This is a genomic window from Thalassorhabdus alkalitolerans (assembly GCF_042656525.1).
GTDB classification, from domain to species: Bacteria; Bacillota; Bacilli; order Bacillales; family Marinococcaceae; genus Thalassorhabdus; species Thalassorhabdus alkalitolerans.
In genome coordinates this window covers 1,302,780-1,328,625 of record NZ_JBHSOZ010000003.1, presented here as the reverse complement: position 1 = coordinate 1,328,625, position 25,846 = coordinate 1,302,780, and the positions used below count along the sequence as shown (strand labels likewise).

The 25,846-nt window shown below is 40.4% G+C and carries 25 protein-coding genes; 15 read left to right on the top strand and 10 right to left on the bottom strand.

What is annotated here, in order from left to right:
• Positions 1–51: 51 nt before the first annotated feature.
• The 7 genes from ACFPU1_RS09255 to ACFPU1_RS09225 all read left to right on the top strand — a co-directional run bounded on the left by ACFPU1_RS09255 (position 52) and on the right by ACFPU1_RS09225 (position 6,192).
• Positions 52–447: an acyl-CoA thioesterase gene (locus ACFPU1_RS09255; RefSeq protein WP_385940511.1), complete on the top strand. Its 396-nt coding sequence runs from the start codon at positions 52–54 to the stop codon at positions 445–447.
• 220 nt (positions 448–667) lie between these two features.
• Complete coding sequence (locus tag ACFPU1_RS09250) at positions 668–2,251, top strand: BCCT family transporter (protein WP_385940357.1); 1,584 nt, start codon at positions 668–670, stop codon at positions 2,249–2,251.
• Between the two features lie 439 nt (positions 2,252–2,690).
• Positions 2,691–3,983, top strand: a complete 1,293-nt coding sequence (hcp, locus tag ACFPU1_RS09245; RefSeq protein WP_385940355.1) for a hydroxylamine reductase — start codon at positions 2,691–2,693, stop codon at positions 3,981–3,983.
• A 143-nt stretch (positions 3,984–4,126) separates the two neighbouring features.
• Positions 4,127–4,774, top strand: a complete 648-nt coding sequence (locus ACFPU1_RS09240; protein ID WP_054637548.1) for a TetR family transcriptional regulator — start codon at positions 4,127–4,129, stop codon at positions 4,772–4,774.
• A gap of 30 nt (positions 4,775–4,804) precedes the next feature.
• Positions 4,805–5,644, top strand: coding sequence for a GvpL/GvpF family gas vesicle protein (locus tag ACFPU1_RS09235; RefSeq protein ID WP_385940353.1), 840 nt, complete (start codon positions 4,805–4,807; stop codon positions 5,642–5,644).
• 2 nt (positions 5,645–5,646) lie between these two features.
• Entirely contained in the window at positions 5,647–5,871 is a 225-nt protein-coding gene (locus ACFPU1_RS09230; protein ID WP_385940351.1) for a gas vesicle protein, read from the top strand.
• Between the two features lie 36 nt (positions 5,872–5,907).
• Entirely contained in the window at positions 5,908–6,192 is a 285-nt protein-coding gene (locus tag ACFPU1_RS09225) for a gas vesicle protein K (RefSeq protein WP_385940509.1), read from the top strand.
• A gap of 229 nt (positions 6,193–6,421) precedes the next feature.
• Here ACFPU1_RS09225 and ACFPU1_RS09220 read toward each other — a convergent pair whose 3' ends face one another.
• Complete coding sequence (locus tag ACFPU1_RS09220; protein ID WP_054637554.1) at positions 6,422–7,954, bottom strand: BCCT family transporter; 1,533 nt, start codon at positions 7,952–7,954, stop codon at positions 6,422–6,424.
• A 520-nt stretch (positions 7,955–8,474) separates the two neighbouring features.
• On the opposite strand from ACFPU1_RS09220, the gene ACFPU1_RS09215 reads away from it, so the two are divergent.
• The 5 genes from ACFPU1_RS09215 to ACFPU1_RS09195 all read left to right on the top strand — a co-directional run bounded on the left by ACFPU1_RS09215 (position 8,475) and on the right by ACFPU1_RS09195 (position 14,670).
• Positions 8,475–9,545 carry an amidohydrolase family protein gene (locus ACFPU1_RS09215; RefSeq protein ID WP_385940349.1) on the top strand — a complete coding sequence of 357 codons (1,071 nt, stop codon included), beginning with the start codon at positions 8,475–8,477 and terminating at the stop codon, positions 9,543–9,545.
• Positions 9,546–9,547: 2 nt separating this feature from the next.
• Positions 9,548–9,907 carry a Rieske (2Fe-2S) protein gene (locus ACFPU1_RS09210; protein WP_100400047.1) on the top strand — a complete coding sequence of 120 codons (360 nt, stop codon included), beginning with the start codon at positions 9,548–9,550 and terminating at the stop codon, positions 9,905–9,907.
• Between the two features lie 20 nt (positions 9,908–9,927).
• On the top strand, positions 9,928–10,923 hold the full coding sequence (locus ACFPU1_RS09205) for an NAD(P)/FAD-dependent oxidoreductase (protein ID WP_385940347.1): 996 nt from the start codon (positions 9,928–9,930) through the stop codon (positions 10,921–10,923).
• A gap of 52 nt (positions 10,924–10,975) precedes the next feature.
• The gene (gene betB, locus ACFPU1_RS09200; RefSeq protein WP_385940345.1) at positions 10,976–12,445 is read left to right on the top strand and encodes a betaine-aldehyde dehydrogenase; all 1,470 of its coding nucleotides are present in this window, start codon (positions 10,976–10,978) and stop codon (positions 12,443–12,445) included.
• Positions 12,446–12,951: 506 nt separating this feature from the next.
• A complete protein-coding gene (locus ACFPU1_RS09195) occupies positions 12,952–14,670 on the top strand; it encodes a SulP family inorganic anion transporter (protein WP_385940343.1) in 1,719 nt (572 codons plus the stop codon).
• 94 nt (positions 14,671–14,764) lie between these two features.
• Here ACFPU1_RS09195 and ACFPU1_RS09190 read toward each other — a convergent pair whose 3' ends face one another.
• Both ACFPU1_RS09190 and ACFPU1_RS09185 read right to left on the bottom strand, forming a co-directional pair.
• A complete protein-coding gene (locus tag ACFPU1_RS09190) occupies positions 14,765–15,214 on the bottom strand; it encodes a hypothetical protein (RefSeq protein ID WP_385940341.1) in 450 nt (149 codons plus the stop codon).
• A 4-nt stretch (positions 15,215–15,218) separates the two neighbouring features.
• The gene (locus tag ACFPU1_RS09185; RefSeq protein WP_054637560.1) at positions 15,219–15,683 is read right to left on the bottom strand and encodes a DUF2243 domain-containing protein; all 465 of its coding nucleotides are present in this window, start codon (positions 15,681–15,683) and stop codon (positions 15,219–15,221) included.
• Between the two features lie 570 nt (positions 15,684–16,253).
• On the opposite strand from ACFPU1_RS09185, the gene ACFPU1_RS09180 reads away from it, so the two are divergent.
• Positions 16,254–17,156, top strand: a complete 903-nt coding sequence (locus ACFPU1_RS09180; RefSeq protein ID WP_385940339.1) for a LysR family transcriptional regulator — start codon at positions 16,254–16,256, stop codon at positions 17,154–17,156.
• Positions 17,157–17,244: 88 nt separating this feature from the next.
• Here the strand turns inward: ACFPU1_RS09180 and ACFPU1_RS09175 are convergent, their stop codons facing one another.
• The 3 genes from ACFPU1_RS09175 to ACFPU1_RS09165 form a co-directional block, all read right to left on the bottom strand.
• Positions 17,245–18,069: an STAS domain-containing protein gene (locus ACFPU1_RS09175; protein ID WP_385940337.1), complete on the bottom strand. Its 825-nt coding sequence runs from the start codon at positions 18,067–18,069 to the stop codon at positions 17,245–17,247.
• Positions 18,070–18,201: 132 nt separating this feature from the next.
• Positions 18,202–19,140, bottom strand: coding sequence for an NADP-dependent oxidoreductase (locus ACFPU1_RS09170; protein ID WP_385940336.1), 939 nt, complete (start codon positions 19,138–19,140; stop codon positions 18,202–18,204).
• A gap of 235 nt (positions 19,141–19,375) precedes the next feature.
• Positions 19,376–20,275 (bottom strand): LysR family transcriptional regulator, encoded by a 900-nt coding sequence (locus ACFPU1_RS09165; protein ID WP_385940334.1) that lies wholly within the window; start codon positions 20,273–20,275, stop codon positions 19,376–19,378.
• A gap of 157 nt (positions 20,276–20,432) precedes the next feature.
• On the opposite strand from ACFPU1_RS09165, the gene ACFPU1_RS09160 reads away from it, so the two are divergent.
• On the top strand, positions 20,433–20,828 hold the full coding sequence (locus ACFPU1_RS09160; RefSeq protein WP_385940332.1) for a CidA/LrgA family protein: 396 nt from the start codon (positions 20,433–20,435) through the stop codon (positions 20,826–20,828).
• Complete coding sequence (locus ACFPU1_RS09155) at positions 20,803–21,477, top strand: LrgB family protein (RefSeq protein WP_385940330.1); 675 nt, start codon at positions 20,803–20,805, stop codon at positions 21,475–21,477. Before ACFPU1_RS09160 ends, ACFPU1_RS09155 begins: the two co-directional genes overlap by 26 nt.
• 48 nt (positions 21,478–21,525) lie before the next feature.
• Here the strand turns inward: ACFPU1_RS09155 and ACFPU1_RS09150 are convergent, their stop codons facing one another.
• Genes ACFPU1_RS09150 through ACFPU1_RS09135 form a run of 4 tightly spaced genes read right to left on the bottom strand, consistent with a single transcriptional unit; the run spans position 21,526 to position 25,683 of the window.
• Positions 21,526–23,076: a spore germination protein gene (locus tag ACFPU1_RS09150; RefSeq protein ID WP_385940328.1), complete on the bottom strand. Its 1,551-nt coding sequence runs from the start codon at positions 23,074–23,076 to the stop codon at positions 21,526–21,528.
• A gap of 25 nt (positions 23,077–23,101) precedes the next feature.
• On the bottom strand, positions 23,102–24,277 hold the full coding sequence (locus tag ACFPU1_RS09145; RefSeq protein WP_385940326.1) for a Ger(x)C family spore germination protein: 1,176 nt from the start codon (positions 24,275–24,277) through the stop codon (positions 23,102–23,104).
• 24 nt (positions 24,278–24,301) lie between these two features.
• Entirely contained in the window at positions 24,302–25,420 is a 1,119-nt protein-coding gene (locus ACFPU1_RS09140) for a GerAB/ArcD/ProY family transporter (RefSeq protein ID WP_385940324.1), read from the bottom strand.
• Positions 25,417–25,683, bottom strand: coding sequence for a hypothetical protein (locus ACFPU1_RS09135; RefSeq protein WP_054637571.1), 267 nt, complete (start codon positions 25,681–25,683; stop codon positions 25,417–25,419). Before ACFPU1_RS09135 ends, ACFPU1_RS09140 begins: the two co-directional genes overlap by 4 nt.
• Between the last annotated feature and the right edge of the window lie 163 nt (positions 25,684–25,846).

Below are 25,846 nucleotides of genomic sequence, written 5' to 3'. Positions count from 1 at the left end.
AAGAAGAAATATTTTATGAAGAAGGCAACCTTTCTTAGCGGGGTGATGAAAATGTTTACGAAAGTCATTGAACCCAGGGTTTCAGAAACCGATGGAGCCGGCCATATCAATAACACCACGTTACCAGTGTGGCTGGAATCTGGCAGAGACGAGATCTTTAAGCTTTTCACTCCGGATTTATCTTTTGATAACTGGAGGTGCGTGATACTCAAAATGGAGGTGGAATATGTAAGACAGATTTATTATGGCTACCCAGTCGAAGTGAAAACGTGGGTTTCTGACGTTGGGAATTCAAGTTTCAAACTCTACGAGGAGATTCATCAAAACAATGAGCTGTGTGCTATAGGAAAAGCAGTCTACGTGAATTTTGATTTCTCTGCCCAGCAAAGTCAGCCGATTTCAAAGGAGATTAGAATAGAGCTGGAAAAACATAAAATCACTCATTAAAACGTGTACCGAAAAAACATTTGGCTGCTGGCCAAGTGTTTTTTCAGGTTTTTCTTGGAAATACGAGCGGAGGAGACATAGATATACCAGGTATTTCAGTTTTTTTTATTTATTCTTTTGTATTCCCATTATTACCTGCGATAAATAGGTTATGAGAATGGTATTAGAGGGAATTCAATAAGGAATAAAGATAGCAAGCAATTTAGTAAGGGGGAGCAGTATGGCTGACAAACCGGATAAGTGGAAGTTTTTAAACCGGACTTTTTGGATCTCATTTTCTATCATTTTCATTTTTGCGATTTGGGGGGCGATAGCTCCAGAAGCACTGGCAGCCAATGCTACGGCAGCCTATGACTTTATCGCTGATACCTTTGGCTGGTTTTATTTAGCTTTTGTGTTTTGTTTAATTATTTTCAACTTGTACTTAGCTTTTAGTAAATACGGAAGAATAAGACTGGGAGGAGATGACACCAGGCCTAAGTATCCGTTTTTTACGTGGATTGCCATGTTGTTCAGCTGTGGCTTTGGTGTAAGTATTGTATTTTGGGGTGTAGCAGAACCGATGACTCACTTCGGGAGCCCACCGCCTTTTGAAGGAGGTATTGAAGCTGGAACGAATGAAGCTGCGAGAGAAGCCATGTGGAATGCATTTTTTAACAATGGCATACACCAATGGGCTTCGTTTACTTTCGTTGGACTGGCTATTTCTTATTTTATATACAGACAAGAAGAGCGGAGTCTGATTAGTGACACGATGAATCCTGTGATTGGTGACACTGGCAAAAAGCCTCTTCGAAGTACGATTGATATTATCGCCGTGATTGCTACGGTGATGGGAGTGGCAACAACCTTGGGATTAAGTGTCCTCCAGATAAACGGAGGTTTGTCAGCTGTATTCGATGCTCCGGCAGGAATCGCTACACAGGTCATTATCGTTTTAGTCATGTTTGTTTTCTTTTTAATCTCAACCATATCGGGCCTGGATCGAGGAATTAAATACTTAAGTAACACGAATTTAGCGTTGGCATTAATTCTTATGGTTACCGTGCTTATCTTAGGGCCAACAGGCTATATCCTCAACACCATCACCACTGGAATCGGCGATTACATGCAGAATTTCTTTCAAGCAAGCTTGCGTCTTGATCATTATACTGAAGGAACCTGGGTTCAGGACTGGCCTATCTATTACTGGGCCTGGACTATTGCCTGGTCACCATTTGTCGGTATGTTTGTTGCGCGTATTTCTCGTGGAAGAACGGTAAGAGAGTTCGTCCTTGGCGTCATGGTAGTCCCTCCATTTCTAGGTATTATATGGATTGGAATTTTTGGAGGAACGGCTATAAATATGGACCTTTTTCAGGGGACGGATATAGCAGGGGCTGTTGCTGCGGATGAAACAACTGCTTTATTTTCAATGCTTGAAAACCTCCCTCTGGGAGCCATTCTATCGGTTCTGTCAATCTGCTTATTATTTACCTTTTTAGTAACATCGGCAGACTCAGCGACCTTCGTTCTTGGCATGATGACTTCAAAAGGGGATACAAATCCAACGGTTACCGTAAAAGTAATTTGGGGAACACTTATTGCTTTCCTTGCGGTTGTTTTGATTATAAGTGCCGGCTTAGAAGGACTTCAAACAGCTTCACTGATTGGTGCCTTGCCATTTTCTATCGTATTATTCATTGTTGCTGTTTCTCTGTTTATTTCCATTCAGCAGGACTACCGGGAAACCCGACAAAGGAAGGATATAGAAAAACACCGGAAAATTGCTGAGCATCTTGAAGATGAAGAGGAAACTTATTAAATAAAAACAAGGATCAGGGCTGCCATGAGTCGTTCATACCGGCTTTAAGGCAGCCCTATTTTTTCGATTCAATTTCATTCGGTTTTTACTCTATAAATTTGACAGAGCACTATACAGTAAAAGCAGGTACCCAAGAAGGAATCAATCAAGGATCAGTGAACTTTATGAAGAAGGAAATGGTTAAACTTGCCAGGAAGGGGAGTTGAAAATTGTGGAAGAAAAAGTTGGGGAGTGCACAGCTTGTGGTCGTTCCATCTATTGTGAAAACGGCTTTTTAAACGGGGTGAACAGTGAGGAGAGGAAGCTTTATTGTTTTGCTTGCTATGAAGGTTGGCAAGAGGGACAAAGACAATCTGATAAACTATGATCTTTGTCACAGAACAGCCTGTGAGAATTCTTTATCCTTAACGCAGAGGTTAATTAAAGGAGGGGTTCATAGGTGTTTTGTTATCAATGTGAGCAAACATTAAAAGGTGGCTGCCAGGTGATCGGTGTCTGCGGGAAAAATGAAGATATTGCAAGCATGCAGGATACAATGGTTTTTGCACTGAAAGGAATTGCAGCATATGCCACTCATGCCAGACAGCTCGGGTATAGTGATCCGGAAGTAGATGCTGTCACTCACGAAGCATTATATATGACGTTAACGAACTCAAATTTCAACATGCAGGAACATATAGATATGGCAATGAAAGTGGGAAGGGCTGCGGTCAAGGTTATGGAGCTTCTCGATCAAGCACACACTGCAAAGCTCGGGACACCAGAGCCTGTTACGGTTTCTCAAAATAAAGTAGAAGGCAAAGCAATTATTGTTACGGGTCATAACCTGTTTGCGCTGGAAGAATTGTTAAAGCAATCAGAGGGAAAAGGAATCAATGTTTACACTCATTCTGAGATGCTGCCGGCTCATGGATATCCGGCTTTGAAAAAATATCCCCATTTAAAAGGAAACATCGGAAAGGCATGGTTTGACCAGCGACGCCTTTTCAAAAAATTTAAGGGCGCTATTTTAGCCACTACAAACTGCGTGATGCCTATAAAAGGCAGTTACTCTGATCGTTTCTATTCCTACGATATTGCGGGCTTAGAGGGAGTCCATAAAATAGAAAATGATGACTTCACTCCACTAATTGAAAAGGCTCTATCTTTAGAAGACGCAGATATGGAGAGCGAGGCAACATTAACGACAGGATATCACCATGAAACAGTCATCGGGTTAGGACCTGAAATTATTGACGCAGTCAAAGAAGGGAAAATCAAAAGATTTTTCGTCATCGCAGGCTGCGACGCTCCGGGTCCTGGCGGCGACTATTATAGAGAGCTGGCCACATCCCTTCCAAACAATACGGTAATTATGACAACCTCTTGCGGGAAATTCCGTTTTAATGACGTTGAATATGGAACCATTGAAGGAACTGATATCCCCAGATTTATTGATTTAGGTCAATGTAATAACTCGGTATCCACGGTAAAAATCGCTCTTGCTCTAGCAGAGGCATTTGAATGCGAAGTAAACGAGCTGCCTGTAAGTATCGTTCTTTCCTGGTTTGAGCAAAAGGCAGTGGCTATACTGCTTGGATTGTTTAGTTTAGGCATTAAAGATATTCGTATAGGGCCGAAGCCTCCAGAATTTATAACGCCAGGAGTGTTAAGCTTTTTACAGGAATCTTTTGGATTAAAGCTGATAGGTAATGCGGCAGAAGACATGAATGACATGCTTACATTAAATTAAAAGTACAGTTCTTTTTGGAGGCCTTTAAACAGGCCTCTTTTTTATGAGCAAAAATCAAGAGTTTATAAAAAAGAACTGGAGGGTAGAAGGGGAACAAGTCATTTACAAACATACTGTATGTATAACAAAGGGAAGGTGGTTTCATGCGCCGGACAAAGGAGGAAGCTGCGCAGACCCGAGAAGCGATTATTGATGCAGCAGAAGAGTTGTTTATTGAAAGAGGGTATGAGTCAACCTCCCTGACTGACATTGCAAACTCAGCTGGAATAACAAGAGGAGCGGTACATTGGCATTTTCAAAACAAGGAGGGATTGTTAAAAGCGATAAGAGAAAGAATCGAGCTTCCTTTAGAACAGCTTACGGAACTTTTATCAAGCAATGACCTTGTCGATCCTTTGGAGGCGCTGGCAGATACGATAGGATCTATTCTCCATAAATATCAGTCCGACATTCGGCTGAGACAGCTTACAAGACTGCTTTTACAGTATGAGCTTAATAGAGAGAATAGTGAGTCGGATGAAAAATCTATGGAACACCACGCGCGTGAGGTAGTAACAGAAGTTCTTGTACGTGCCCAGCGTAAAAGTCCATTTCCAGTACATTGGACGCCAGAATCAGGTGCATTAGCTTTTGTAGGGCTGGTCAGCGGACTTCTTTCTGAATGGGTGAGAGGTAACACTGATTATGAGTTGGTACCTCAGGTAGAAAATGTCGTATGTTCGGTTTTGACAACGTGGGGAGCGGAGCTTTCCGGCCTTCCTGAAACTTCAAAAAAAAGTGTTAACGAATAAATAAAAAATACAAGAATAGGAGGAATATACATGCAAACGGAAGCAAATACAAAGGAACTCATTTACTTATATGCTTTTGTCCCGACAAATGAAACAAAGGAAAACTCTCTTTCTTCAATGACAGGGATCGATCCTGATTATGACATAGAATTTATAGAATTCAATGAGGTTACCGCAGTAACTTGTCTCGTAAAAGAGGAAGATTTCTCCGAGGAAGTATTGCAGCGAAAAGTGGATGATATGAAATGGCTCCAAAAGCATGCTTTTCATCATCATGAGAAGATGAATGCTTTAAACGAAATCTACACGGTTATTCCATTGAAATTTGGCACAATTTACGAAGATAAAGAAAGCTTAAAAGAGATAGTAGAGACTCATAAAGAGAATATTACGTCCGTATTTAAGGAGCTTGGCAAAAAAGAAGAATGGAATATCAAGATTTACACCGACAAATCATCCTTTACAAAAGAAGTTGAGGAAAACAGTCCGACGGTCAAAGAGAAAATAGAGGAAATAAAAGATTTACCAAAAGGTAAACAATTTTTTGAAAAGAAGAAGCTGAAAGAATTTATAGAAAAGCAGGCTGAAAAAGAGATTGATGAATACTGTGAGAGCATTCATGAGCAGCTTACCGCTTACAGCAGCGATGAAGAAGTAAAGAAAAACTGGGAGAGAAAGCTTACTGGAAGGAAAGACGATATGTGCTGGAACGGCGCCTACTTATTTCCGAAAGAGGAGGTGGAGAGGGCGTTACAAATCATTGAAACAGAGCGAGAAAAGGCAGATAAAAATGAAACAGGTTTCTCCTATGAAGTCACTGGGCCTTGGCCTGCATACCACTTTTCCAATTTCACAGAGAGAGGCGAGTAAACATGGCAGGGGAATCTTTGCAGACAAAAGATGTTTCTCTCTTGGATGTCCTTGATGCTGTGCTTGAAAAAGGAGTGGTATTAAAGGGGGATCTCACTATTTCAATTGCAGGTGTTGATTTAGTCTATCTGGATTTAAGAGTGCTGCTGGCTTCCCTAGAAACTCTTGTGCAGGCAAGGGACAAGGAACTGAAGGAGTTCAGAGAGGAAACAATAGATTTTTCATAAATACAAAGGAGGTGTTTCGTAGTGGCAGATCAGGAATTGGTTAATGAACATAAGCCCACGGGAAAAATTGCTTTGGATCCTGAAAAAGCTGAAGAAGGTCTTTCTCAGCTTGTGATGACGGTTATTGAGCTGCTTCGCCAGCTCGTTGAGCGTCAAGCCATGAGGCGTGTGGAAAGTGGAAGCCTGACGGAAGAGGAAATTGAAAAAGTGGGAGAAGCATTGATGAATCTAGAGGAAAAAATGGAAGAATTAAAAGAAATTTTTAATTTGGATGATGACGACTTAAATATAGACTTAGGTCCCCTCGGAAATTTGATGTAGCTGTTAGTAATCATACCAGCAAGAAAGGAAGCGTGATCGTATGAGCGAGATTCAGCAAGCAGGAAATCACCCGACAGGCTCATCAACCTATTGTAGATTAACAAAACGGTGCCAACTATCGAAAAGCGATAATTGGCACCGTTTTAACTTTTCAGAGACTGTTTTGTCCCAGCCTCTTTCTTTTTTAGCAAAATGTGATTTTACGAGAGTCCACACTTCAATTATATAATCACGCAGAATCTGAATACTTAACTTTCGGCCCTTTGTTTTTATTTCTTTTCTTGGCCTGTACTTCTTTGTTAGCAGATAAATAAAAGGAATATCCCATCAGCATGATTACTATGGAGAAAGGAAAAGCTGCAATAATAAGAACGTTTTGCAGGCCGTCTGTTCCTCCAAAGTATACAATGATGGCTGCCATGGCTGATAAGCATAATCCCCAAACAATTTTCACCGATCTTGAAGGGTTTAATGAGCCGGAGGTAGATAGCATACCCAGCACAAAGGTTGCAGAATCAGCTGAAGTAATGAAAAAGATGGCAATGACTACGATCGTTAGAAACGACAGAAGGGTCCCCAGCGGATAATGCTCTAGAACAGCAAAGGTGGTCGTTTCCATTGAATAATCGGAAATTGCTGTAATGCCTGATTGCTGGATGTCCAATGCTGACACGCCGAATACAGCAAAAAAGATAAAGCAGACAAACGCAGGCACAAATAGAACACCAAGCATAAACTCTTTTATCGTACGTCCTTTTGAGATTCTTGCAATAAAAATTCCAACAAACGGAGACCAGGAGATCCACCAGGCCCAATAGAAAATCTTCCAGTTATCAATCCATGTGCGATTTTCCTCGTTTAAAGGCTCCATTTCAAAACTCATATCAAAAAAGTTGGCAATGTATCCCCCAAGTGAATGAGTGAACATGTTCATGATATACACTGTAGGACCCACAATTAATAGTAGAACCATTAGTAAAAAGCCCAGAATCATATTGATGTTACTTAAATACTTAATTCCTTTGCTTAAGCCAGACCATGCTGAAATAATAAATAATACAGTTGCTACCACTAGGATTAGCAATTGAAAGCCATAGTTACTCGGTGTATTAATGAGATAGGCTAACCCTTCATTGATTTGCGCAGACCCAAAGCCAAGAGTTGCAGCTACCCCTACCACTGTTGCAATGATGGCCAGAGTGTCAATCAATCTCCCCAGGGTCCCCTCCATACGTTCTTTACCAAAAATAGGAACAAGTGTCGCGCTGATTAAACCAGGATAACCTTTGTGAAACTTAAAATATGCTAACACTAAAGCTACAAGGGCATAGACGGCCCAAGCATGAACTCCCCAGTGAAAAAAAGAATACTGAAGGGATTCTTTAATAGCTTGAGATGTCCCCTCCTCACCGCTGGGGCTGCTTATGAAAGCATGAGAGATGGGTTCAGCCGTTGTCCAAAAAATCAATCCTATTCCCATTCCGGCACTAAACAACATAGCAAACCATGTGGGAAGGCTGAATTCAGGCTTGTCACTGTCCTTGCCTAGCTTTATTTTATTAAATCTTGAAAATATTAAGTAAATGCAAAAGGCCAGTATGACCATAATCAGCAGGATATAATACCATCCAAACCAGTCAGAGATAAAAGCAGTTGTCGTCAGTGTCACACTTTCCAAATGCTCAGGAGCTGCAGCTCCCCAGAGTACAAACAAGCCGCAAATGGCAAGTCCGTACCAAAAAACTAATGTTGCATGTTTCATATACTCACCTCGAAGATAGTTTTATAGTTTTGAAAATCAGAAGAGATGATAGAGGGTTTTTCAGCAACAGTTTCATATGTTACACATCTTTTAAATTGATTGCAAACCGGAATTTATTAAATATTCGACAATAAAAACACATAAAACGACATTAACACTGTTCTGAAGTACATTTGAAATTAATTCTAAGACTTTTCTACTGCCTTACATCCATTCAATACAAAAAAGGCCAAAGGAATGAGCTGAATTCTCCTTCTCTTTTCCATCTCCTTTGACCTTGATGATTGTATCTCCCAACTAAAAGAAAGCCGTCCTCACAAAGCCAGAAAGCCGCCACGAGCTTTATTCAGGAATGCTGATTATTCAAAAATTAAAAAACTGTCACTGGCCTTCACTGGCTTTCACTGAATGTCACTGAGCATTCTAAACTGCACTCACCCGCTCTCAGTGTGTTTGGAGATTCTTTCTAAGCACTGGTACTATTTTACTTGCTCGCGAAAACTGTGAAGGAGGAATTTCATTGTCTAAAAATAAAATTGCAATTGTAGATACTGATATCCATGAACGTATTCAATATAAAGATATACTCGATTATTTAGATGAGCCGTATAAACATTACATTGCCAACTGTCATTGGATCCAGGAAAAGCATATGCCCTATACACAGCCGGCCACGGCCGGAGTGGACAGAGCTGATGCGATTCTTCCTGACGGCAGACCGGCCGGAACCGACCTGCCTTTTATGCAGAAGCAGCTTTTAGATGATATTGGCCATGAGTTCGGTATTTTAACCGGTGCGTTAGATCCATCTCCATCATCTATGCATGGCTGGTACGAGATGGCTGCAGCTCTAGCTTCTGCTTACAATGATTGGCAAATTGAAAACTGGCTCGAAAAGGATGACCGTTTATATGGATCTGTCCATATTGCGGCCCAGGAACCTCATAATGCTGTAAAAGAGATTGAGAGAGTCGGCTCTCATCCAAAAATGGTTCAGGTACTCCTTCCAATTGATGACATTATGTGGGGAGATCCGTATTATCATCCGATATTTGAAGCGGCTGAAAAACATGACCTAATGATCGGTATGCATCATAATGAACCGCCGGTTTATTACGGCAAATGGCCAAGATACTTCATTGAGTGGCATACGTTAATCCCTACTGCTCACATGAAACAAATCACCAACATGATCTTTAACGGTGTATTTGATAAGTTTCCAAACCTTGGTCTTATCATGATCGAAGGAGGATTCACCTGGGTTCCGCACCTTATGTGGAAAATGGACCAGCAATACCGTGACCTGCGGCATGAAGTGCCATGGCTGAAAAGAAAACCTAGTCAAATTATGAAAGAACAAATTCGAGTGACCACTCAGCCTGCAGAAGAGTTGAATAAGAAGGAGTTTATGTCACTTATAGAGCAGATGGGAACGGATGAAATTCTGTGCTTCTCCACTGATTATCCTCACTGGGACTTTGACTCTCCTGACCGTGCGCTTCCAAATATGGACCCGGAACTTAAGAAAAAAATATTTGCAGACAACGCAAAGGCATTTTATCCAAAGCTGCCTAAGACGAGGGAGGGATAATTATGAAAGAGCAAATCGTTTGTAAAACGTCTGACGTACAGCCTGGAGAAATCAAAGAGTCGTACTTTGGAAAACAAAATATCGTGGTGTGCCGGACACCAGACGGAGAGTTCTATGCCTTTATGAATCAATGCATTCATCAAGGAGCTCGTCTTGAGAAAGGTTTAATATGCGGAGCAACGACAAGTAATAGTAAGCCGGGAAGCTATGACTACTGTCACAAAGGAGAAATTCTCCGCTGCCCTTGGCATGGAAGAGAATTTGATATTAAAAATGAAGGCAGAATGCTGGCAGCCCCTGAAAAAAAGCTGGCACATTTTCAAGTACGCGTGGAAGATGAAAACGTCATTGTCTATAAATAACACACAGTAAGGTGATAAAAATGACCCAAGAAAATAACGTAGTGGATGCCATTATTATTGGCGGCGGACCAGTAGGTTTATTTACAGCTTTCTACGGAGGCATGCGTGAAATGTCCGTGAAAGTCATTGACAGCCTGCCTCAGTTAGGCGGCCAGCTGATGGCTCTTTATCCTGAAAAATATATTTATGATGTGGCTGGTTTTCCAAAAGTGTTAGCCAAAGACCTGATTAACCAGCTAGAAGAACAGGCAAAGCAGTTTAATCCTGAAGTATGTCTGGAGGAAAATGTTCAATATGTTGAGAAACTTGACGAGCAGTTGTTCAAAGTAACCTCCACAAAAGCTGTTCATTACTCCAGGACCGTGATCATTACAGGGGGCGCAGGTGCATTTCAACCAAGGCGTCTTAAAGATGAAAGTTCATATAAGTATGAAGGAAATAATCTTTTTTACTCGATTACAGACCTGCAGGCATATCAGGATAAAAGAGTTTGCGTTGCCGGTGGAGGAGATTCTGCCGTGGACTGGGCACTTATGCTTGAGGATATTGCAAAGGAAGTTACACTTATTCACCGCAGAGATAAATTCAGGGCTCATGAACACAGCGTAAATCAATTGAGGGAGTCAAGTGTACGGATAAAAACTCCCGTAGTGATAGAGGAATTAATAGGCAAGGATGACTACATTGAGACAGTTGTTCTTAAAGAAAGCAAGGGAGAAGTCACAGAAAACCTTGAAATTGACTCCCTGGTTGTAAACCATGGGTTTTTATCAAGCCTTGGAGCTATTAAAGAATGGGGACTGGAAATCGAAAAGAACTCAATAGTAGTCAATCAGAAAATGGAAACGAATATCCCGGGTATATACGCAGCCGGTGATATTGCTACCTATGACGGGAAAGTAAAGCTAATTGCCTCAGGCTTCGGCGAAGCCCCGACAGCAATTAGCCAGGCAAAGCATTATATAGATCCTGAAACGAAAGTTCAGCCCCCTCATAGTACCAGTGTGATGGCCTAAAGAGGAAAAACCATTAACTTAGCAATATGATTTACACACAAGGAGGTTACCAATGTATTATAAAAAAATGTATATAGACGGAAGCTGGGTGTCAGCCGTATCTGGTCAAACCCGGACCATTATCAACCCCTTTAACCAAGAAGTCATTGCAGAAGTGCCAGAAGGGGACGAGCAGGATACCAAGGCTGCAATTAGTGCTGCAAGAAAAGCGTTTGATTCAGGAGAATGGCGCCGTACAACCGGAACGGAACGAGGCAAATTAGTCACAAAAGTCGCTGAATTAATTGAGAGGGATAAAAAAGAGCTCGCGGAGCTTGAAACCCTGGACACCGGAAAAACGTTGACGGAAAGCTATGCCGACATGGACGATATAATAGAAGTCTTTCGGTACTACGGAGGTCTGGCAGACAAAGATGGCGGGGAAATCATTGAGTCTCCTATACCTGATTCTACAAGCAAAATCGTACGAGAACCAGTTGGTGTATGCGGGCAGATTACTCCGTGGAATTATCCCCTTCTTCAGGCAGCGTGGAAGATAGCTCCTGCATTGGCTGCAGGCAACACTATTATTGTTAAACCAAGTGAAATTACCCCTCTCACTACCATTAAAGTAACCGAATTAATAGAAGAAACCGGTATTCCAAATGGGGTCGTAAATCTGGTGCTTGGAAACGGAGCAAAAACAGGACAGACTCTATCTGAAAGTCATGACGTTGATCTTATTTCCTTTACCGGCGGCATTGAAACAGGCAGAAAGGTAATGACAGCTGCTACCGGAAACTTTAAAAAGATAGCTTTGGAACTTGGAGGGAAAAACCCAAACGTAGTGTTTGAAGATGCTGATTTTGAAACAGCGGTTGACCAGGCATTAAATGCAGTCTTTTTCCATGCCGGACAAGTATGCTCAGCAGGTGCTCGCCTCCTTGTGCAAGACACGATTCATGATGAATTTGTGGAGGCTTTAGTAAGCCGGACGAAGAATATTAAACTTGGCAGCGGGTTTGATGACTCTACAAAATCTGGTCCACTTATTTCAAAGGAACATCGTGAAAAAGTAGAAAAATATGTAGAAACAGGCGTGAAAGAAGGCGCTAACCTTGTTGCCGGAGGAAAACGGCCAGAACAAAAAGAGCTCCAAGACGGCTTTTTCTTTGAACCTACTATATTTACAAATTGTGATACTTCTATGGAGATTGTACAGGAAGAAACATTTGGTCCTATCTTAACAATAGAGAAATTCAACACGGAGGAACAAGCGGTTAACCTGGCAAATGACTCCAAATATGGGCTTGCCGGTGCAGTTTGGACAACTGACATAAAAAAAGCTCAAAGAGTATCAAGCCTGCTTCGCATGGGAACAGTTTGGATTAATGATTTCCATCCTTATTTCGCACAAGCGCCATGGGGAGGATATAAATCCTCAGGGATAGGCAGAGAATTGGGGAAACAAGGGTTAGAAGAATATACCGAAGTAAAACACGTATTTGAGAATACAGCTCCTCAGCCTCTCAACTGGTTCTAATCGGACAAATAGTAAATTTCAGTTATAATAAATTGTTTTATGGGGTATCTGTCATATAGGACAGGCCCCTTCATACTGTAAGGATACAAATCTTTTATAAATGAACTTATAGATGACACTAAATTTATTATTTTCCATTTTACGTCAACTCCAAAAAGAGTTGATTTTTATTTTTGGCTCTGTTAAAGGCGAATGATGGTTCTTTTTTTGATTGTAGATAAAAGCTCGAGGCGGCGTCTACAGAATTCAACGTGAAGGTAAATGCAAATGAAGTAGATTGGCTTGTGGATCTTTAGATGGAAGCAAGCGTCACTTCACAAAAATCAACAGCAAAATGTAATAAAGCCGTACTGTAAGAAGATGATTGCTATTTGGGCTGTCAGCCATTGTGGAAGACACAATGAATATGTAGAAAACTTTCTAGTAAGAGTTTAACGATTTAGGTTAAAATTAATTTGCTTAGGATATAACATGTATTTAAAGACTATATTAGGGTGGAGAGGGACATGAACAAAAAGCAGTTACACCACTTAGTTCCAAGCTATAATAAAAATTTGTTCAGGCAGGACTTTATAGCCGGTCTTACTCTATTCGTTATGCTTATACCTCAAGGGATGGCTTATGCTATGCTGGCTGGCGTTCCGCCAGAAATGGGTTTGTATGCCTCTACGATCCCTCTTATTATCTATGCCATTTTTGGCTCGTCTAAACATTTGTCGGTAGGACCTGTCGCTGTTTCTTCGTTGCTGGTTTTTACAGGGGTTTCTGTATTTGCAGAACCTGGTTCCGCTGAATATATCTCTTATGTTCTTATTCTTGCTGTGATGGTTGGTTTTATACAACTATTATTAGGGTTATTTAGAGCCGGGTTTATTGTGAAGTTTATCCCTCATTCTGTGTTGAGCGGTTACACATCAGCTGTAGCTATCGTCATTGGAATAAGTCAAATAGAACATATTTTAGGAATAAATTTGGGCAACTATTTGCAGGTACAAGTCATACTACTTGAGTTATTTAATAGATTATCAGACGTTCATTTCACAACAGTAGCTATAGGTCTGGCCAGTATCCTGCTGCTATTTATCTTCAAAAAAATTCACCCTCGAATTCCAGGTCCTTTGCTCATTGTTCTCTTGTCAATCGGGGCTGTCTCTGTACTTGGCCTGGAGGATACGGGAATTCAAATTGTAGGGGACGTACCAGGAGGATTTCCTTCCTTGGTATTTCCAAACTTGACTTTGGATAACGTACAATTACTGTTTCCAATGGCTCTTACGATAGCTCTTATTGGCTTTATGGAGTCACTGGCTATTGCAAAGGCAGTGGCCAGTAAAGAAAAATATACAGTTAAGCCAAACAAAGAATTAAAAGCGCTGGGCCTTGCGAATATTGCAGGATCTTTCTTTCAATCTTTTCCTGTGAACGGAAGTTTCTCCAGAACGGCTGTCAACCATGAAACCGGGGGTGCCACGCAGTTTACCTCAGTTATTACCGCCTGTGGTGTTTTGGTTACCTTGCTCTTTTTTACATCTTACTTTTATTATTTGCCAAACGCTGTTCTTGCTTCTATTATTATCATGGCCGTGTACAAGCTGATCGACACTAAGCAAATGAAATACCTGTTTAAGGTCAAACCTTTTGAAGGCTGGGTATGGGTATTTACCTTTTTTGTGACATTATTTGTTGGAATACAATGGGGAATTATTTTAGGAGCAGTATTCACCCTTCTTCTTTTAGTCAGAAGAAGTGCTAAGCCTAATGTAGTAGAGGTAGGCTATTTGGAAGAAGAGCAAGCGTTCCGCGCAGTAAATCGTTTTCCTGGAGCAAAAACAGTGAAAAACGTCTTGCTTATAAGAATCGATTCTAATATACACTTTGCCAATATAAATTATCTGGAGGAAGAAATAAAAAGTCTTCACTTGGAAAAGCCGGAAGCAAAATGGATCATGATGGAAATGTCCGGTGTGAACGATATTGATACAGTAGCAGCGCGGAGCCTGGAAGAGATCGTTGAACGTTTCCAAAGGAAAGGGATAAGTTTTTGGTTTGCCAATGTGAAAGGCCAGGTCAGAGATACGATTAACAAAGCTGGCTGGGAAAAACATTTAGAAGAACAAGTAAGTTATCTGCCATTAGATCAGTTGTTAAAGGAAAAAGGAATTAATGATTTTTCAAAGCTTGCAAAGTCCCCTAAGCACGATGCTTATGATGACTATATGATCTAACGAAGGTAGACATAAACAACCACCACCTACCATTTAAGTCATAATCAAAAAGGAGCAGACTTCCTCTTAATGAAAAGGGGGAGCTGCTCCTTTTTTAAGGCACTTTAATAACTTCTTCAAAAGAAATTTCCTGCCCCCCCTTAACGAGAGTTTGATGATCGTGGCTGACAAGAACAACTTTTATTTGATGTGTCCCTTCTTCTAAATGACCTAAATTGTACGTATTTGCATAGATTCTTGCTTCCTGGTCATCATTTACATAAAGGTGAGCATGCCCTTCCATGATTTCTGGATGAAGAACAGAATCGTCACGGCTAAAATGAAAATTTTCAGTTTCAAGCTCTACCAGCCATTGGCCCGCTTCTTGTCCAACAGAACCAGAGATTGCCGGAGGAGGTGCGGTTTCAGGAACTTCTTTTAATGAATGGTGATGGGAATGATCACTTTCACTCATAGACATGACAAAATGACTGTTTAAGGTATAGAAATAAAGCGTGGTTCCAACAAAAGTAAAAAGAACGATAAAGCTGACTATTCGGTACAAAAAATCACCTCTTTCCGTCAACAAGCTTAGGGACGGTTTTTCTTATCAGCAAGCCTGCAATAAGCAAAACAGCTCCGCTTGCTAAAAAAGCCAGATCATAAAGCAGGGGATTCTCGGCATCTGGACGAACACGGTGAATTTGGAGAATATGGTGGTTAACAATTCCTTCAATTAAATTAAAAGTGCCGCCGCCAATCAGTAATCCGCTTATCACGTAACGAATTCCTTTTGACAGATCTGTCGGTTTTCCTCCGAGCCATAAAATTATGGCTCCTGCAATCATGGTAATGGTAACAGCAAAATGAAAGATCCCATCACTTATAATTTCTATCGTTCTATCTGGGCTTAAGACGACGCTATGCCATTGCAGAAGCTGGTGAAAAATAATCCCGTCCAAAGCTCCTAAAAAGCCAAATCCAAGCAGGAAACTGCCAACGTTTAAATATTTTTTCCGCACTTCAATTGTCATTCTATTTACTCTCCTCCTTGCGCTAACGCTTTCCTCTGCCGCAATTACCCTCATTCTTCTATATTTGCATCGCTATTTCCTTTTTGAGGTGCCTGGCACCCAGATAGTCTGTAATATAGAAATCCCTTAATGAGTGGATTTTCTATGCTCTTATGTTACAAATGAAGCAGGGTGCCAGGCACCCTCCAAAAAAAAATTAAAAAAAGACATACTGGAGACAGTATGTCTTTCATTGCGTAAACAGAATTCTGTTCTGTACATTATTTTGGTATTCCATTTTCTCTAAAAATATCTTATACTAGAAACAGATCCTCTGTTTAGGATGTCATGCCCTACTCACACACAGGGCGAAGATCTACCAATCTTTTTTGGGGTATTCCTTTGTGGAATACCTTCTTTTTTTTCTCTGTCATTCTCTGTCTACATATAGAGCTAATTTTAAAAGAGCCGTGCTCTTTTTCTTTATTACTTTGAAGTTGATTTCATTATATAACTAAATATTAAGCTAAACAATATATTGATTAGATTGAAATGATATCAAAAATAGATTGATTCAAAGGAGCGAGCAGTTTGGAACTAAGACAGATTCAATATTTTATTGAAGTTGCTAAGCAAGAACACGTTACTGAAGCCGCTTTGTCACTGAATGTAGCCCAATCTGCTGTTAGTCGTCAAATCTTTAAGCTCGAGGAAGAATTAGGAGTGAACTTGTTTATCCGAGAAGGGAGAAATGTTAAGTTAACTCCAATTGGAAAAATGTTTTTGGAGCATATGGAGGAAGCCATACATGTTATTGATAATGCAAAAAGGGAGGTTCAGGAATACCTGGATCCTGAAAAAGGGGTCGCGAGAATCGGGTTCCCAACGAGTATGGCGAATTATACGATGCCGACAGCTATTTCTTCTTTCCGGAAGAAATACCCTAAAGTTAAGTTCGAATTAAAACAAGGTTCTTATTACAATCTGATTGACTCCGTCATAAAGGGAGAAATTGATATGGCTCTTCTTGGGCCATTGCCTAAAAATGAAAAGATAAAAGGAGACATATTGTTTGTAGAAGACATAGTAGCACTCCTGCCATCAGACCATCCACTCGCAAACCAGTCCTCCTTATCGCTTGACCAATTACGAGAGGATTCATTTGTTTTATTCCCACCAGGATTTATATTGCGTGAAATTATTGTAGACGCCTGTTTCCAATCAGGGTTTGAACCTAGTGTTTCCTTCGAAGGTGAAGATGTGGACGCTATAAAAGGATTAGTCTCAGCAGGGTTAGGTATAACCCTTCTCCCGGAAATCACTCTAATTGACGGGATTCCAAGGTCCACCGTGAAAGTGCCAATTACAAAACAGAGAGTTACTCGCACGGTAGGAGTCATTGTTTCAAATGAAAGAAAAATCCTTCCGACGGAAAAACTTTTTTATGAGTTTTTAAAAGATTTCTTTTCTATGTTGGGGAGTTTTGGAAAATAATGGACACTGGCACTTAAAAGAAGCAGGCAGTATTACTTTTAAAAAAAACCGTGTTTTCTATATAGAAACACGGCCTTTAAACTTTCATTTAAATAGACGAGACCAGGTAATCTTCCAGGGCCTGCTGTAAACTTCCCTTTGTCTTTGCCTGAGAATGAATTTGTATGCCAAGCTTGGTGATTTCCATTACGATTTTTGGGCCAAGTCCTGTAATGACGCATTCGCACCCCATCATTTTAGTCTCGTCAATCATTTTCATCAAATGTGAGAGGACTCCCTTTTCCACAGATGTAATTCCTGAAAAGTCCATAATCAATGTTTGGATTCTCAGTCTTTCAATTTCATTTAGAATTTTCTCTTCTATGATATTAGCCCTTGATAAATTAATCTCTCTTATTAACGGAACGACACCAACGGTGGAGGTTACAGGTATAATTGGGACAGACAGCTCTTCAACTATTTTTCGCTGTGATTCAATCAACTGATCCTTATAATCAGAATAACTGAGAAAGAATCCATTGAGAAACTGATCAATGCGGTCATTTACTTTTTCCTCAAGCTCATAGAAGTTTCTATAAGATTCGCCTTCTCTCTCTAAATCATAGCGCTGAAGGAAATTCCACACTGTTCTGCGGATGGCCTGCACCCATTCCAGCTTAAAGGCTAATGTTAAATCTTGAGAGGCCCAGGAAATGCCTTCCTTTTGGGCAAATTCGTCAAGGGCTTTTAACTCTCCGCTAAGTACGTACATGACTAATTTATGCGCATTGTTGAGAAGATCAATGTTTCCGATTAAAAGAATATCGTGAATTTTATCCCGAACGTTTACGGCTTCGTTTAATAGCTTTTCTTGAAACGCCGATCTCTGAGAAGTGAAATAATCTATATACTCTTCTTCCAAAATAAGGCCCATACCGAATCACTCCTATTGTAGATTGAATAGGTATCATTTATTTTATCGTAACAATGTTTAACTGGAAATACCATTTGAAAAAAAGTAAGATGGCCAGAAAGAATTTTCCAGCCGGCCTTATCTTCTCGAAAATTATTCTTTTATTTGAATTACAATCTTTCCGCTCGCATGATGTGACTCACTTAAGCTGTGGGCTTCTTGAAGTCCATGTTCATGAAAAGGGAATACTTTGTTAATCACAGGCCTTACCTCTCCGGTCTTATACAGGTCAGCAAGCTGCTGAAGCTGCTTTCCATTTTCTTTGAGCCAGTGAAACGAAGCGTTCACTCCATACTTCCTCGCCTCCTCCTCGGAGGGAGGTTCTACAATAGAAACAAGCTTTCCGTTTTCTTTCAAGACTTTGTAGCTTTTTGACTGAACATCACCACCAACAGCATCCAGGACAAAATCTATGTTTTCAACAGCTTCACTAAAGTCCTCTTCCTTATAGTTGATGAGTTGATCAGCGCCAAGAGATGTAACAAGGTCTTCATTTTTGCCGCTAGCAGTCGTTACCACGTATGCACCGATATGCTTGGCAATCTGGATAGCGAAATTTCCAACTCCGCCGGCTCCTGCGTGAATGAGCACCCTCTGTCCTTCTTGTACTTCTCCCAAATCCTGAATACATTGTAAGGCTGTTAAACCGGCTAACGGGATTGCGGCTCCTTCTTCAAAGCTCATCTCATCAGGCATTTTTGCAAGTCTTTCTTCCTCTACAGCTACATACTCAGCGTACGTACCATGTCTGGTCGTTGCAGGGCGGGTAAAAACCCTGTCTCCTTTTTGAAATCCTTTTACTTTGCTCCCTTTCTCTGTAATAATGCCTGCTGCATCCCAGCCAAGAGTAATAGGGAATTCAAATGGAAACATTTCTTTTAAATACCCCTCCCGCATTTTCCAGTCAATAGGATTCACAGATGTAGCATGTATTTCGACTAAAACCTGATTTTCATTAATCGAAGGTTTGTTAACCGTTGTTTCCTTCAATTCTTCTTTTCCACCGTATTGGTTAATAACAATTGCTTTCATGTTCATCTCTCCCTCTGATTCATATTTCAGGTAAAAGAGTAGGTTCCCGCTTTTTCTTTTATTTTAAACATGATCGCAAAATATGAAGAAACAGCAAAGATAAATTATCATATGGAAGGAAGAATGACAAACATTCTGGCTCCTGAAGGTCATTCCGGAAACGAAATGATAGCCCAGAAAAATAACTAGCACAGCAACAGGAAGACAGAGAAGGTTAATTGAGAAACAGTGACTTCTACAGGTTCTTATGGCGGTTTACATATTGTTGTGAAACAGTAACAAACTCTCTTACGGCAAAAGATAAATATTTATCCTTTTTCCAAATCATCCCGAGCTCCAGGTTGATGGCAGATCCAGATAAAGGGATGCTGGTTACCTCTTTATTATTGATGTCACGGCAAATCCTGCTGGGGAGCAAAGCAACCCCTAACTTCGCTTCTACCATCCCCAACAAAAAGTCTTTCTGAGAACTTTCACACACTATGTTAGGGTGAAAGTTGTGTTTAGAGCATTCATTGATGATTTGGTCATATAAAGAAAAGTCTTTGCGGTACAAGACAAAAGGTTCGTCTGCTAACTCGGAAAAGGACACGTCACCTTTTTTAGACAAAGGGTGGTCCTTATAAACAACAAGCTCAAGGGGATCCTGTAAGACGTTCACAACTTCGAAGGAAGAACTGTGTGCTGGCAAAGTACATATTAATCCAATATCCAGGGAGCCTTCTTTTACACCTTGTTTAATTTTTTTTGTGCCCACCTCTGTTAAAGTGATTTTTACTAAAGGGTACAGCTCCTTATAATGACTGATTAACTTAGAGAAAAATGCTGCGCCAACAATGGGGGGGATGCCAATTTTTACTTCTCCGCTCTTAAGGTCCATGACATCATTTAGTTCAGTTGTTAAGTTTCTAAAGGCAGCTAAAACAGTTTGAGCGTTGGTAAGCACTGCTTGTCCGGCATCAGTTAAGTCCAGTTGTTTTGAGGATCGGTAAAATAATGGCACGCCTAATTCTTCTTCTAGGTTTTTAATGGCTTTACTAATGGATGGCTGAGAAACATGGAGGGTTTGGGAGGCTTTTGTAAAGCTTAAGTGTTTGGCTACTTCTGAAAAATACTCTAAATGCCTAATGTCCATTGAGTAACACTCCTTTCAGGTATAGATAAAATGCATATTGAAAATAACAAATATGTATTTTATTTATAGGTTGTATTCAGTTTATAATAAGTCTCACAAAGGTGCCACCCCAGAAAAAAGGGTGGACTGGGGAAGAAGCAGAAAGGAGGAGATCATAATGTGGCGCGATTACAGCTTGCTTATTTTTCAACTATTTCTTTTGTGGCTGATTAATGAGGCAGGATACCTTTTAGTGAACGTTTTTAATCTTTCTTTACCAGGAAACGTCATGGCGATGCTTATACTTGTGAGTTTATTAGCTTCAGGCATTATTCCTCTGAAATTTGTAGAGAGAGCCGCTAATCTCCTCATTAAACATTTAGCTTTCTTTTTTATACCGATTGCCGTTGGTTTAATGAACTTTGGAGAATTCTTTCTGCAACATGGCCTGATTCTGGTTTTGGGCTTGATTATTAGTACAGGGATAGGAATGTTTATAACGGGATTTATATCGCAATATCTAGCTAAAAAGAAGGAGGGAGCCGATTGTGGTGATACCAGTAACAGCTGCTAGTATATTTCTGACGGTAGGAGTGTATTTGCTTTCTAGAAAGGTCGGAAAAAGGTTTCCTTCGCCTTTTACAACACCTGTCTTTTTCAGTACAACGATTCTCATATGTATTTTTCTCTTAGGCGGTGTTTCCTACGAACAGTATGAACCGGCAAAAGAGATCATGACGTATCTGTTAGGTCCGGCGACGGCTGCGCTAGCTGTACCTTTATATAAGAATAGAAAGCTAATCATGGAGTACAGTCTCATTTGGGGGGCAGGCTTGATTCTGGGCTCCTTAGCAGCCATCCTTTCAATCACTGCCATTGCTAAACTATCTGGCCTGTCTGATTCAATTGTTGCTTCTCTAACTGTAAAATCGGCAACTGTGCCTATTGCAGTCGAAACGACCACGTTAATAAATGGAGATCCTTCACTTGCAGCAGCTTTTGTAGTGGCGACAGGAACGATTGGCGGGATGCTCGGGCCCTGGCTGCTAACAAGGTTAAACATTTCCCATCCAGTGTCCCGCGGTCTGTCCATGGGAACGATCGCCCATGGACAAGGGACAGCTGAAATTGCAAGAGAAGGTCAGCTTCAAGGTGCTATGGCAGGAACAGCTATGGGGCTCGCCGCCATATTTATCTCTATCGTAGTCCCTTTACTCTTTTAACTTTCGCTGTGTTGCACTCCAATTTAATGAGTTTCTATATAGAACAGATTACGTTTTTTGCCTTAGTTTATCTTTTATAGGAGGTTCCTCGCTTCGCCGCTGAAAATTGCTTAAAGGAAGTCTCAAGACCATATCTCCCCATTCAAGAAAACGAAAGGGTGAAAAAGGGGAGAGATAATGACTTCCAAAGCTCTTCAAGCTAGACAAATGAATAAATACAATGATCAATCCAATGATTATCCCGTAAAGGCCCAGAAAAGCTGCGGACAGCATGAAAGCAAACCGGAGAATCCTAAAGGCAATACTAATGTTATACACAGGAAGGGTAAAGGAGGCTATAGCTGTTAACGCCACAACAATGATCATAATAGGACTCACAATTCCCGCTCTTACCGCAGCATCACCGATCACGATCCCGCCGACTATTCCAATCGTCTGTCCGACCATGCGGGGCAGCCGGATTCCTGCTTCTCTTAATAGTTCAAGGGTAATTTCCATAATAATGGCTTCCATAAAAGAAGGAAAAGGAACGCCCTCTCTGGAAGCGGCAATTGACAAGGCTAAGGTTGTTGGAATCATACCCTGATGAAAGGACACTAAAGCAATATATAACGCAGGTAAAAAGACAGCGATAAAGACAGCTCCAGTACGGAGAATGCGTATGAGTGTACTAATAATCCAGTTTTCATAATAATCTTCGGGCGATTTAAAAAAGTGCTGAAAAAGAATGGGCTGGATCATCGCATAGGGAGTTCCATCCAATAGAAGAGCAACATGGCCACTGCTGAGAAAGGATGCAGCCTTGTCGGGACGTTCTGTATAAAGAGAGGTAGGGAAGATAGACAATTGATTGTCTTTAATAAATTCTTCCACCATACCAAGCTCTTGAATGTTATCAAACTCAATGCATTGTATTCTATATTTGATTTCTTCTATCACATTCTCGTCTGCCAAGCCTTTAATATAGCCAATAGACAGCCTGGTTTTTGAACGTTCACCGACCTTTTCATATTCAAAGGTGAGGTTTGGGTCTTTCAGCCTTCTGCGCAAAAGCATTACATTTGTCTCAATGTTTTCCGTAAATCCGTCTCTGGGCCCTCTTACGACCACTTCTGTTTCTGGCTGCTCCACCGAGCGTTCTGTAAAAGAGATAGCTTCAATGGTAAGAGCTTGTTTACAACCATCAATAATGAGAACAGTGTGTCCTGAAAAAAAATTATCAAGAAGAGAATCAAGCTGTCCTTCTGCTTCTACGGAAGAAACAGGGAGAATATGACTTGAAATTTCAGCTAAGAGTCCCGTTTCATTGTATTTTTCCAGAAGAGTTTCATCCATTTCCATTAGAGGACGAAGGATATCCCGATCAATCAGTTGTTCATCTGCAAGCCCTTCAAGAAAAAACAAACATGCTTTTCTTTTTCCGGCAACTCCGAAATACCGCTGATTTATTTCTTCACTGCTGCCAATAGCTTCTTTTATGAAAGAGCTGTCTTTCTTGAGGTCCCCTGAAAAGCAGAGATCCAGGTCATTTTTTGGTTTTGGTGCGGTCTCTTTTAGTTGGTTTCGTAAAAATTTTCTTCGTTGCAGCAATGTTTTCATCGTATCTCTCTTCCTTGTAAGAGAATTAATCTTTTTCTAATGTTTCAATCAGCATCTGGTGCCGAATCTCCACGTTTGCATCAATTGTAATCGTAGCATTTGAGAAGCCTCCGTCAGGTGTGTCCCATGTATCCCTGACGGTCTGCCAATAAGAATAGTTACTACGTTTTATTTCAGTTATCATTTCAAAAATATCAATGTGATATTCATGCTGCATTTTATTAACAATATTCTCCGCCTGTGTTTTTATTTTTTCTTCTACTCTTGCTGACATGTGCCGTACTGTTTCTGGGTCACTTAAGTCAATATCATGGCCCCACAATTCAGCAGCATGTCCTTCAGCGGTAAGCTTGACATGAAAATGATCCCTGCCGTTTTTTCTTTCATAAGTAATCTCACTAGAAGCATCATCAATTTCAAAAACAAATCTTTCACCTTTGGTCCTGTCACCTTTTACTTCAACAATCCCTTTTTCTGCTCCGCCAGTAATCCAGTTGTAACCTTCAATATCTTCATCCAGCAAATAGTCAATAAATTGATTTTTCATTCCATGCATGATTCCTCCTCCTTGAATAATCAATTCGCCATCCTCTGATTTGAAAATGCAGGGCAGGAGGTAGCTTCTTCGTCCAACGACTCGTTCTAACACCTCACCAACTTCCATTCTTTTTACCATTGGAAGAACAAAAGGGTGATTTTCATTGATGAAATCAATATACTGACTAGGTATTTTTTCAGGAACAGGCCTGGACTGAAGAATATCACTTGCTTTCTCCTTTGAAATTAACAGAACTGTTCTTCGCCTCATCTCATGATCCCTGATAAAAAAGTCCAGTATCTCTTCCATGTATCCATCTTCCAGAAGCTTGCGATTAATAATGAGAACCTTTAGGTGTTCAAAATTTAATCTTCGGCTCGTCTTTGTATTTAAATTCCGAAGGACTTTGAAATTTGTCATCTCTGTGGCGGTTAAATTAATAAAAGAATCTTCACCAGTCGGTTCCTCCTGGGCGGTTTCTTCTACTCCAGGTATAGCAACTTGATGAGTCACTTCCAAACCATTCGCCGCGTCACCACCTGCCGGGGGATCAAAGCTTACTCCAAGGACAAATCCAATTTCCTCTATTTCACTTCTGTCCCAGCAGGAGGTAAGAAGTATAGAAAGCAGCAGTAATAGTAGACAAGCTGAAATCTTTTTCAAATCCACTCACCTGCATATTTGTTTTTAAGTTGAAAGGCTCTTGTTTTCTTGTTTTTTTCTTACAGCAATAGTGATTCCTGTGACCAGCAGCACAGTGAGAATTAATAAGAGCCCCGAGTAATTCAAATATTCAACGAAGCTTTGCAATTCTGCTTCATTTTCAGGAAAAAACGTAACAAGGAAGATAATAAAAGCAAATACACCGGGCAGCCACGGGGTTTGTTTGTTTGTCAAAAAAATCTCTCGAGTGACTTGTACGGACAAAAAGAATAACAGCATAACAGAGGTAAAGATACTTAGTACCCATATCGCTAAAAAAATAGATTCCACCCTTTCAAAGATTCCGCCCAGCTCAATTTCCTTGGCTACTTCAATCGTTGGAAAAACAATGATTTTAGAAGTTTCAACGGAAAAAATGGTGTAGGTTATGATTACAATAATGGAGTAAATGAGGGAAGTAATTCCCATACTCGCCATTAATGGTGTACTTTTTACCTCCTTTTTGTGTAAAAAACCAAGTAAAAAAAATAGAGGAACTACTGAGTTTAAGGCAAACAATGGAATAAAGATTCCATCAAACATATGAAATACACCTTCTGGCATCACAGGAAGCACCTTTTCAACTTCAACATTACCTATGTTTAAAATAGAAACACCGATTAACGCTGAAACAATGGTAGGAACAAACAAAATATTTAAAAATATAATCCCTTCAATGCCTTTCGAAGCAGCATAGGCACTTATGACTAACATGGCCATTACAAGCACTTCAGTAGGCGTCTGATCGAGCAGATACATTTTAGAGGCAATCCCAAAATAACGAAGTACTACAGCAGATGTGAAAATAAAATATATAATGAAAATAGGAACCAGGAGAAAAGCTATCCATTTGCTGAAGGGGCCTTTAAGTAAATACTCGAAAACATTTTCCCGGGTGAAATTTTTTTGCAGGGCGACACATAAATAAATTAAGGCCATGATAACAACGCCGGCTAACAGGACAGTCATCCACCCATCTGGGGTATCAAGTCTCGAGGCAAGATCCCTCGGAAGTGTTAAGATCCCTACTCCAAAGCTGTATGATATAAGGGTGCACCCCAGTTCAGATGCCTTCATTTCAAATTGATGAGGTTTCGTACTCACGATTGGTCATCCGCTTTTTTCTGGTGAGGGATGTTAACAGCTTGAGCTGAAAAGGTTTTGGCGGGCTCTGTGCTTTCATTTTCTTCTCGTTGCCTTCTTCTTTGATTACTTTCTCTCATCCAAGGCAGAAGCGTGGCATTGAACAATTTATTAAACAGGTATTGAGAAGACCAGATAACAAGAGCGGTTACCAGCGCGATTTCAAATACTTCAGCATCAGGTATAATCCTGAGAAAAAGGTAAAAATAAAGAAACTTCTCCATTCTGCTCTCCTCCTTGTTGTATTAAGATGTGTAAATCAGGAATAATTATGTAGGGCATACACAATAGGGGAAATACTACTTCATATTGAATGCATATGAGAGGGTACATTGAGCAAGGAAATGTTTTAGTGGGACAATAAAACAAAGCGGTAAATAACTTCAA

Coding starts and splice junctions, on each gene's coding strand:
- ACFPU1_RS09255 (WP_385940511.1), top strand. CDS start 52: ATGTTTACGAAAGTCATTGAACCCAGGGTTTCAGAAACCGATGGAGCC.
- ACFPU1_RS09250 (WP_385940357.1), top strand. CDS start 668: ATGGCTGACAAACCGGATAAGTGGAAGTTTTTAAACCGGACTTTTTGG.
- ACFPU1_RS09240 (WP_054637548.1), top strand. CDS start 4,127: ATGCGCCGGACAAAGGAGGAAGCTGCGCAGACCCGAGAAGCGATTATT.
- ACFPU1_RS09235 (WP_385940353.1), top strand. CDS start 4,805: ATGCAAACGGAAGCAAATACAAAGGAACTCATTTACTTATATGCTTTT.
- ACFPU1_RS09230 (WP_385940351.1), top strand. CDS start 5,647: ATGGCAGGGGAATCTTTGCAGACAAAAGATGTTTCTCTCTTGGATGTC.
- ACFPU1_RS09220 (WP_054637554.1), bottom strand. CDS start 7,954: ATGAAACATGCAACATTAGTTTTTTGGTACGGACTTGCCATTTGCGGC.
- ACFPU1_RS09210 (WP_100400047.1), top strand. CDS start 9,548: ATGAAAGAGCAAATCGTTTGTAAAACGTCTGACGTACAGCCTGGAGAA.
- ACFPU1_RS09205 (WP_385940347.1), top strand. CDS start 9,928: ATGACCCAAGAAAATAACGTAGTGGATGCCATTATTATTGGCGGCGGA.
- betB (WP_385940345.1), top strand. CDS start 10,976: ATGTATTATAAAAAAATGTATATAGACGGAAGCTGGGTGTCAGCCGTA.
- ACFPU1_RS09195 (WP_385940343.1), top strand. CDS start 12,952: ATGAACAAAAAGCAGTTACACCACTTAGTTCCAAGCTATAATAAAAAT.
- ACFPU1_RS09185 (WP_054637560.1), bottom strand. CDS start 15,683: ATGACAATTGAAGTGCGGAAAAAATATTTAAACGTTGGCAGTTTCCTG.
- ACFPU1_RS09175 (WP_385940337.1), bottom strand. CDS start 18,069: ATGGGCCTTATTTTGGAAGAAGAGTATATAGATTATTTCACTTCTCAG.
- ACFPU1_RS09170 (WP_385940336.1), bottom strand. CDS start 19,140: ATGAAAGCAATTGTTATTAACCAATACGGTGGAAAAGAAGAATTGAAG.
- ACFPU1_RS09165 (WP_385940334.1), bottom strand. CDS start 20,275: ATGGACATTAGGCATTTAGAGTATTTTTCAGAAGTAGCCAAACACTTA.
- ACFPU1_RS09160 (WP_385940332.1), top strand. CDS start 20,433: ATGTGGCGCGATTACAGCTTGCTTATTTTTCAACTATTTCTTTTGTGG.
- ACFPU1_RS09150 (WP_385940328.1), bottom strand. CDS start 23,076: ATGAAAACATTGCTGCAACGAAGAAAATTTTTACGAAACCAACTAAAA.
- ACFPU1_RS09135 (WP_054637571.1), bottom strand. CDS start 25,683: ATGGAGAAGTTTCTTTATTTTTACCTTTTTCTCAGGATTATACCTGAT.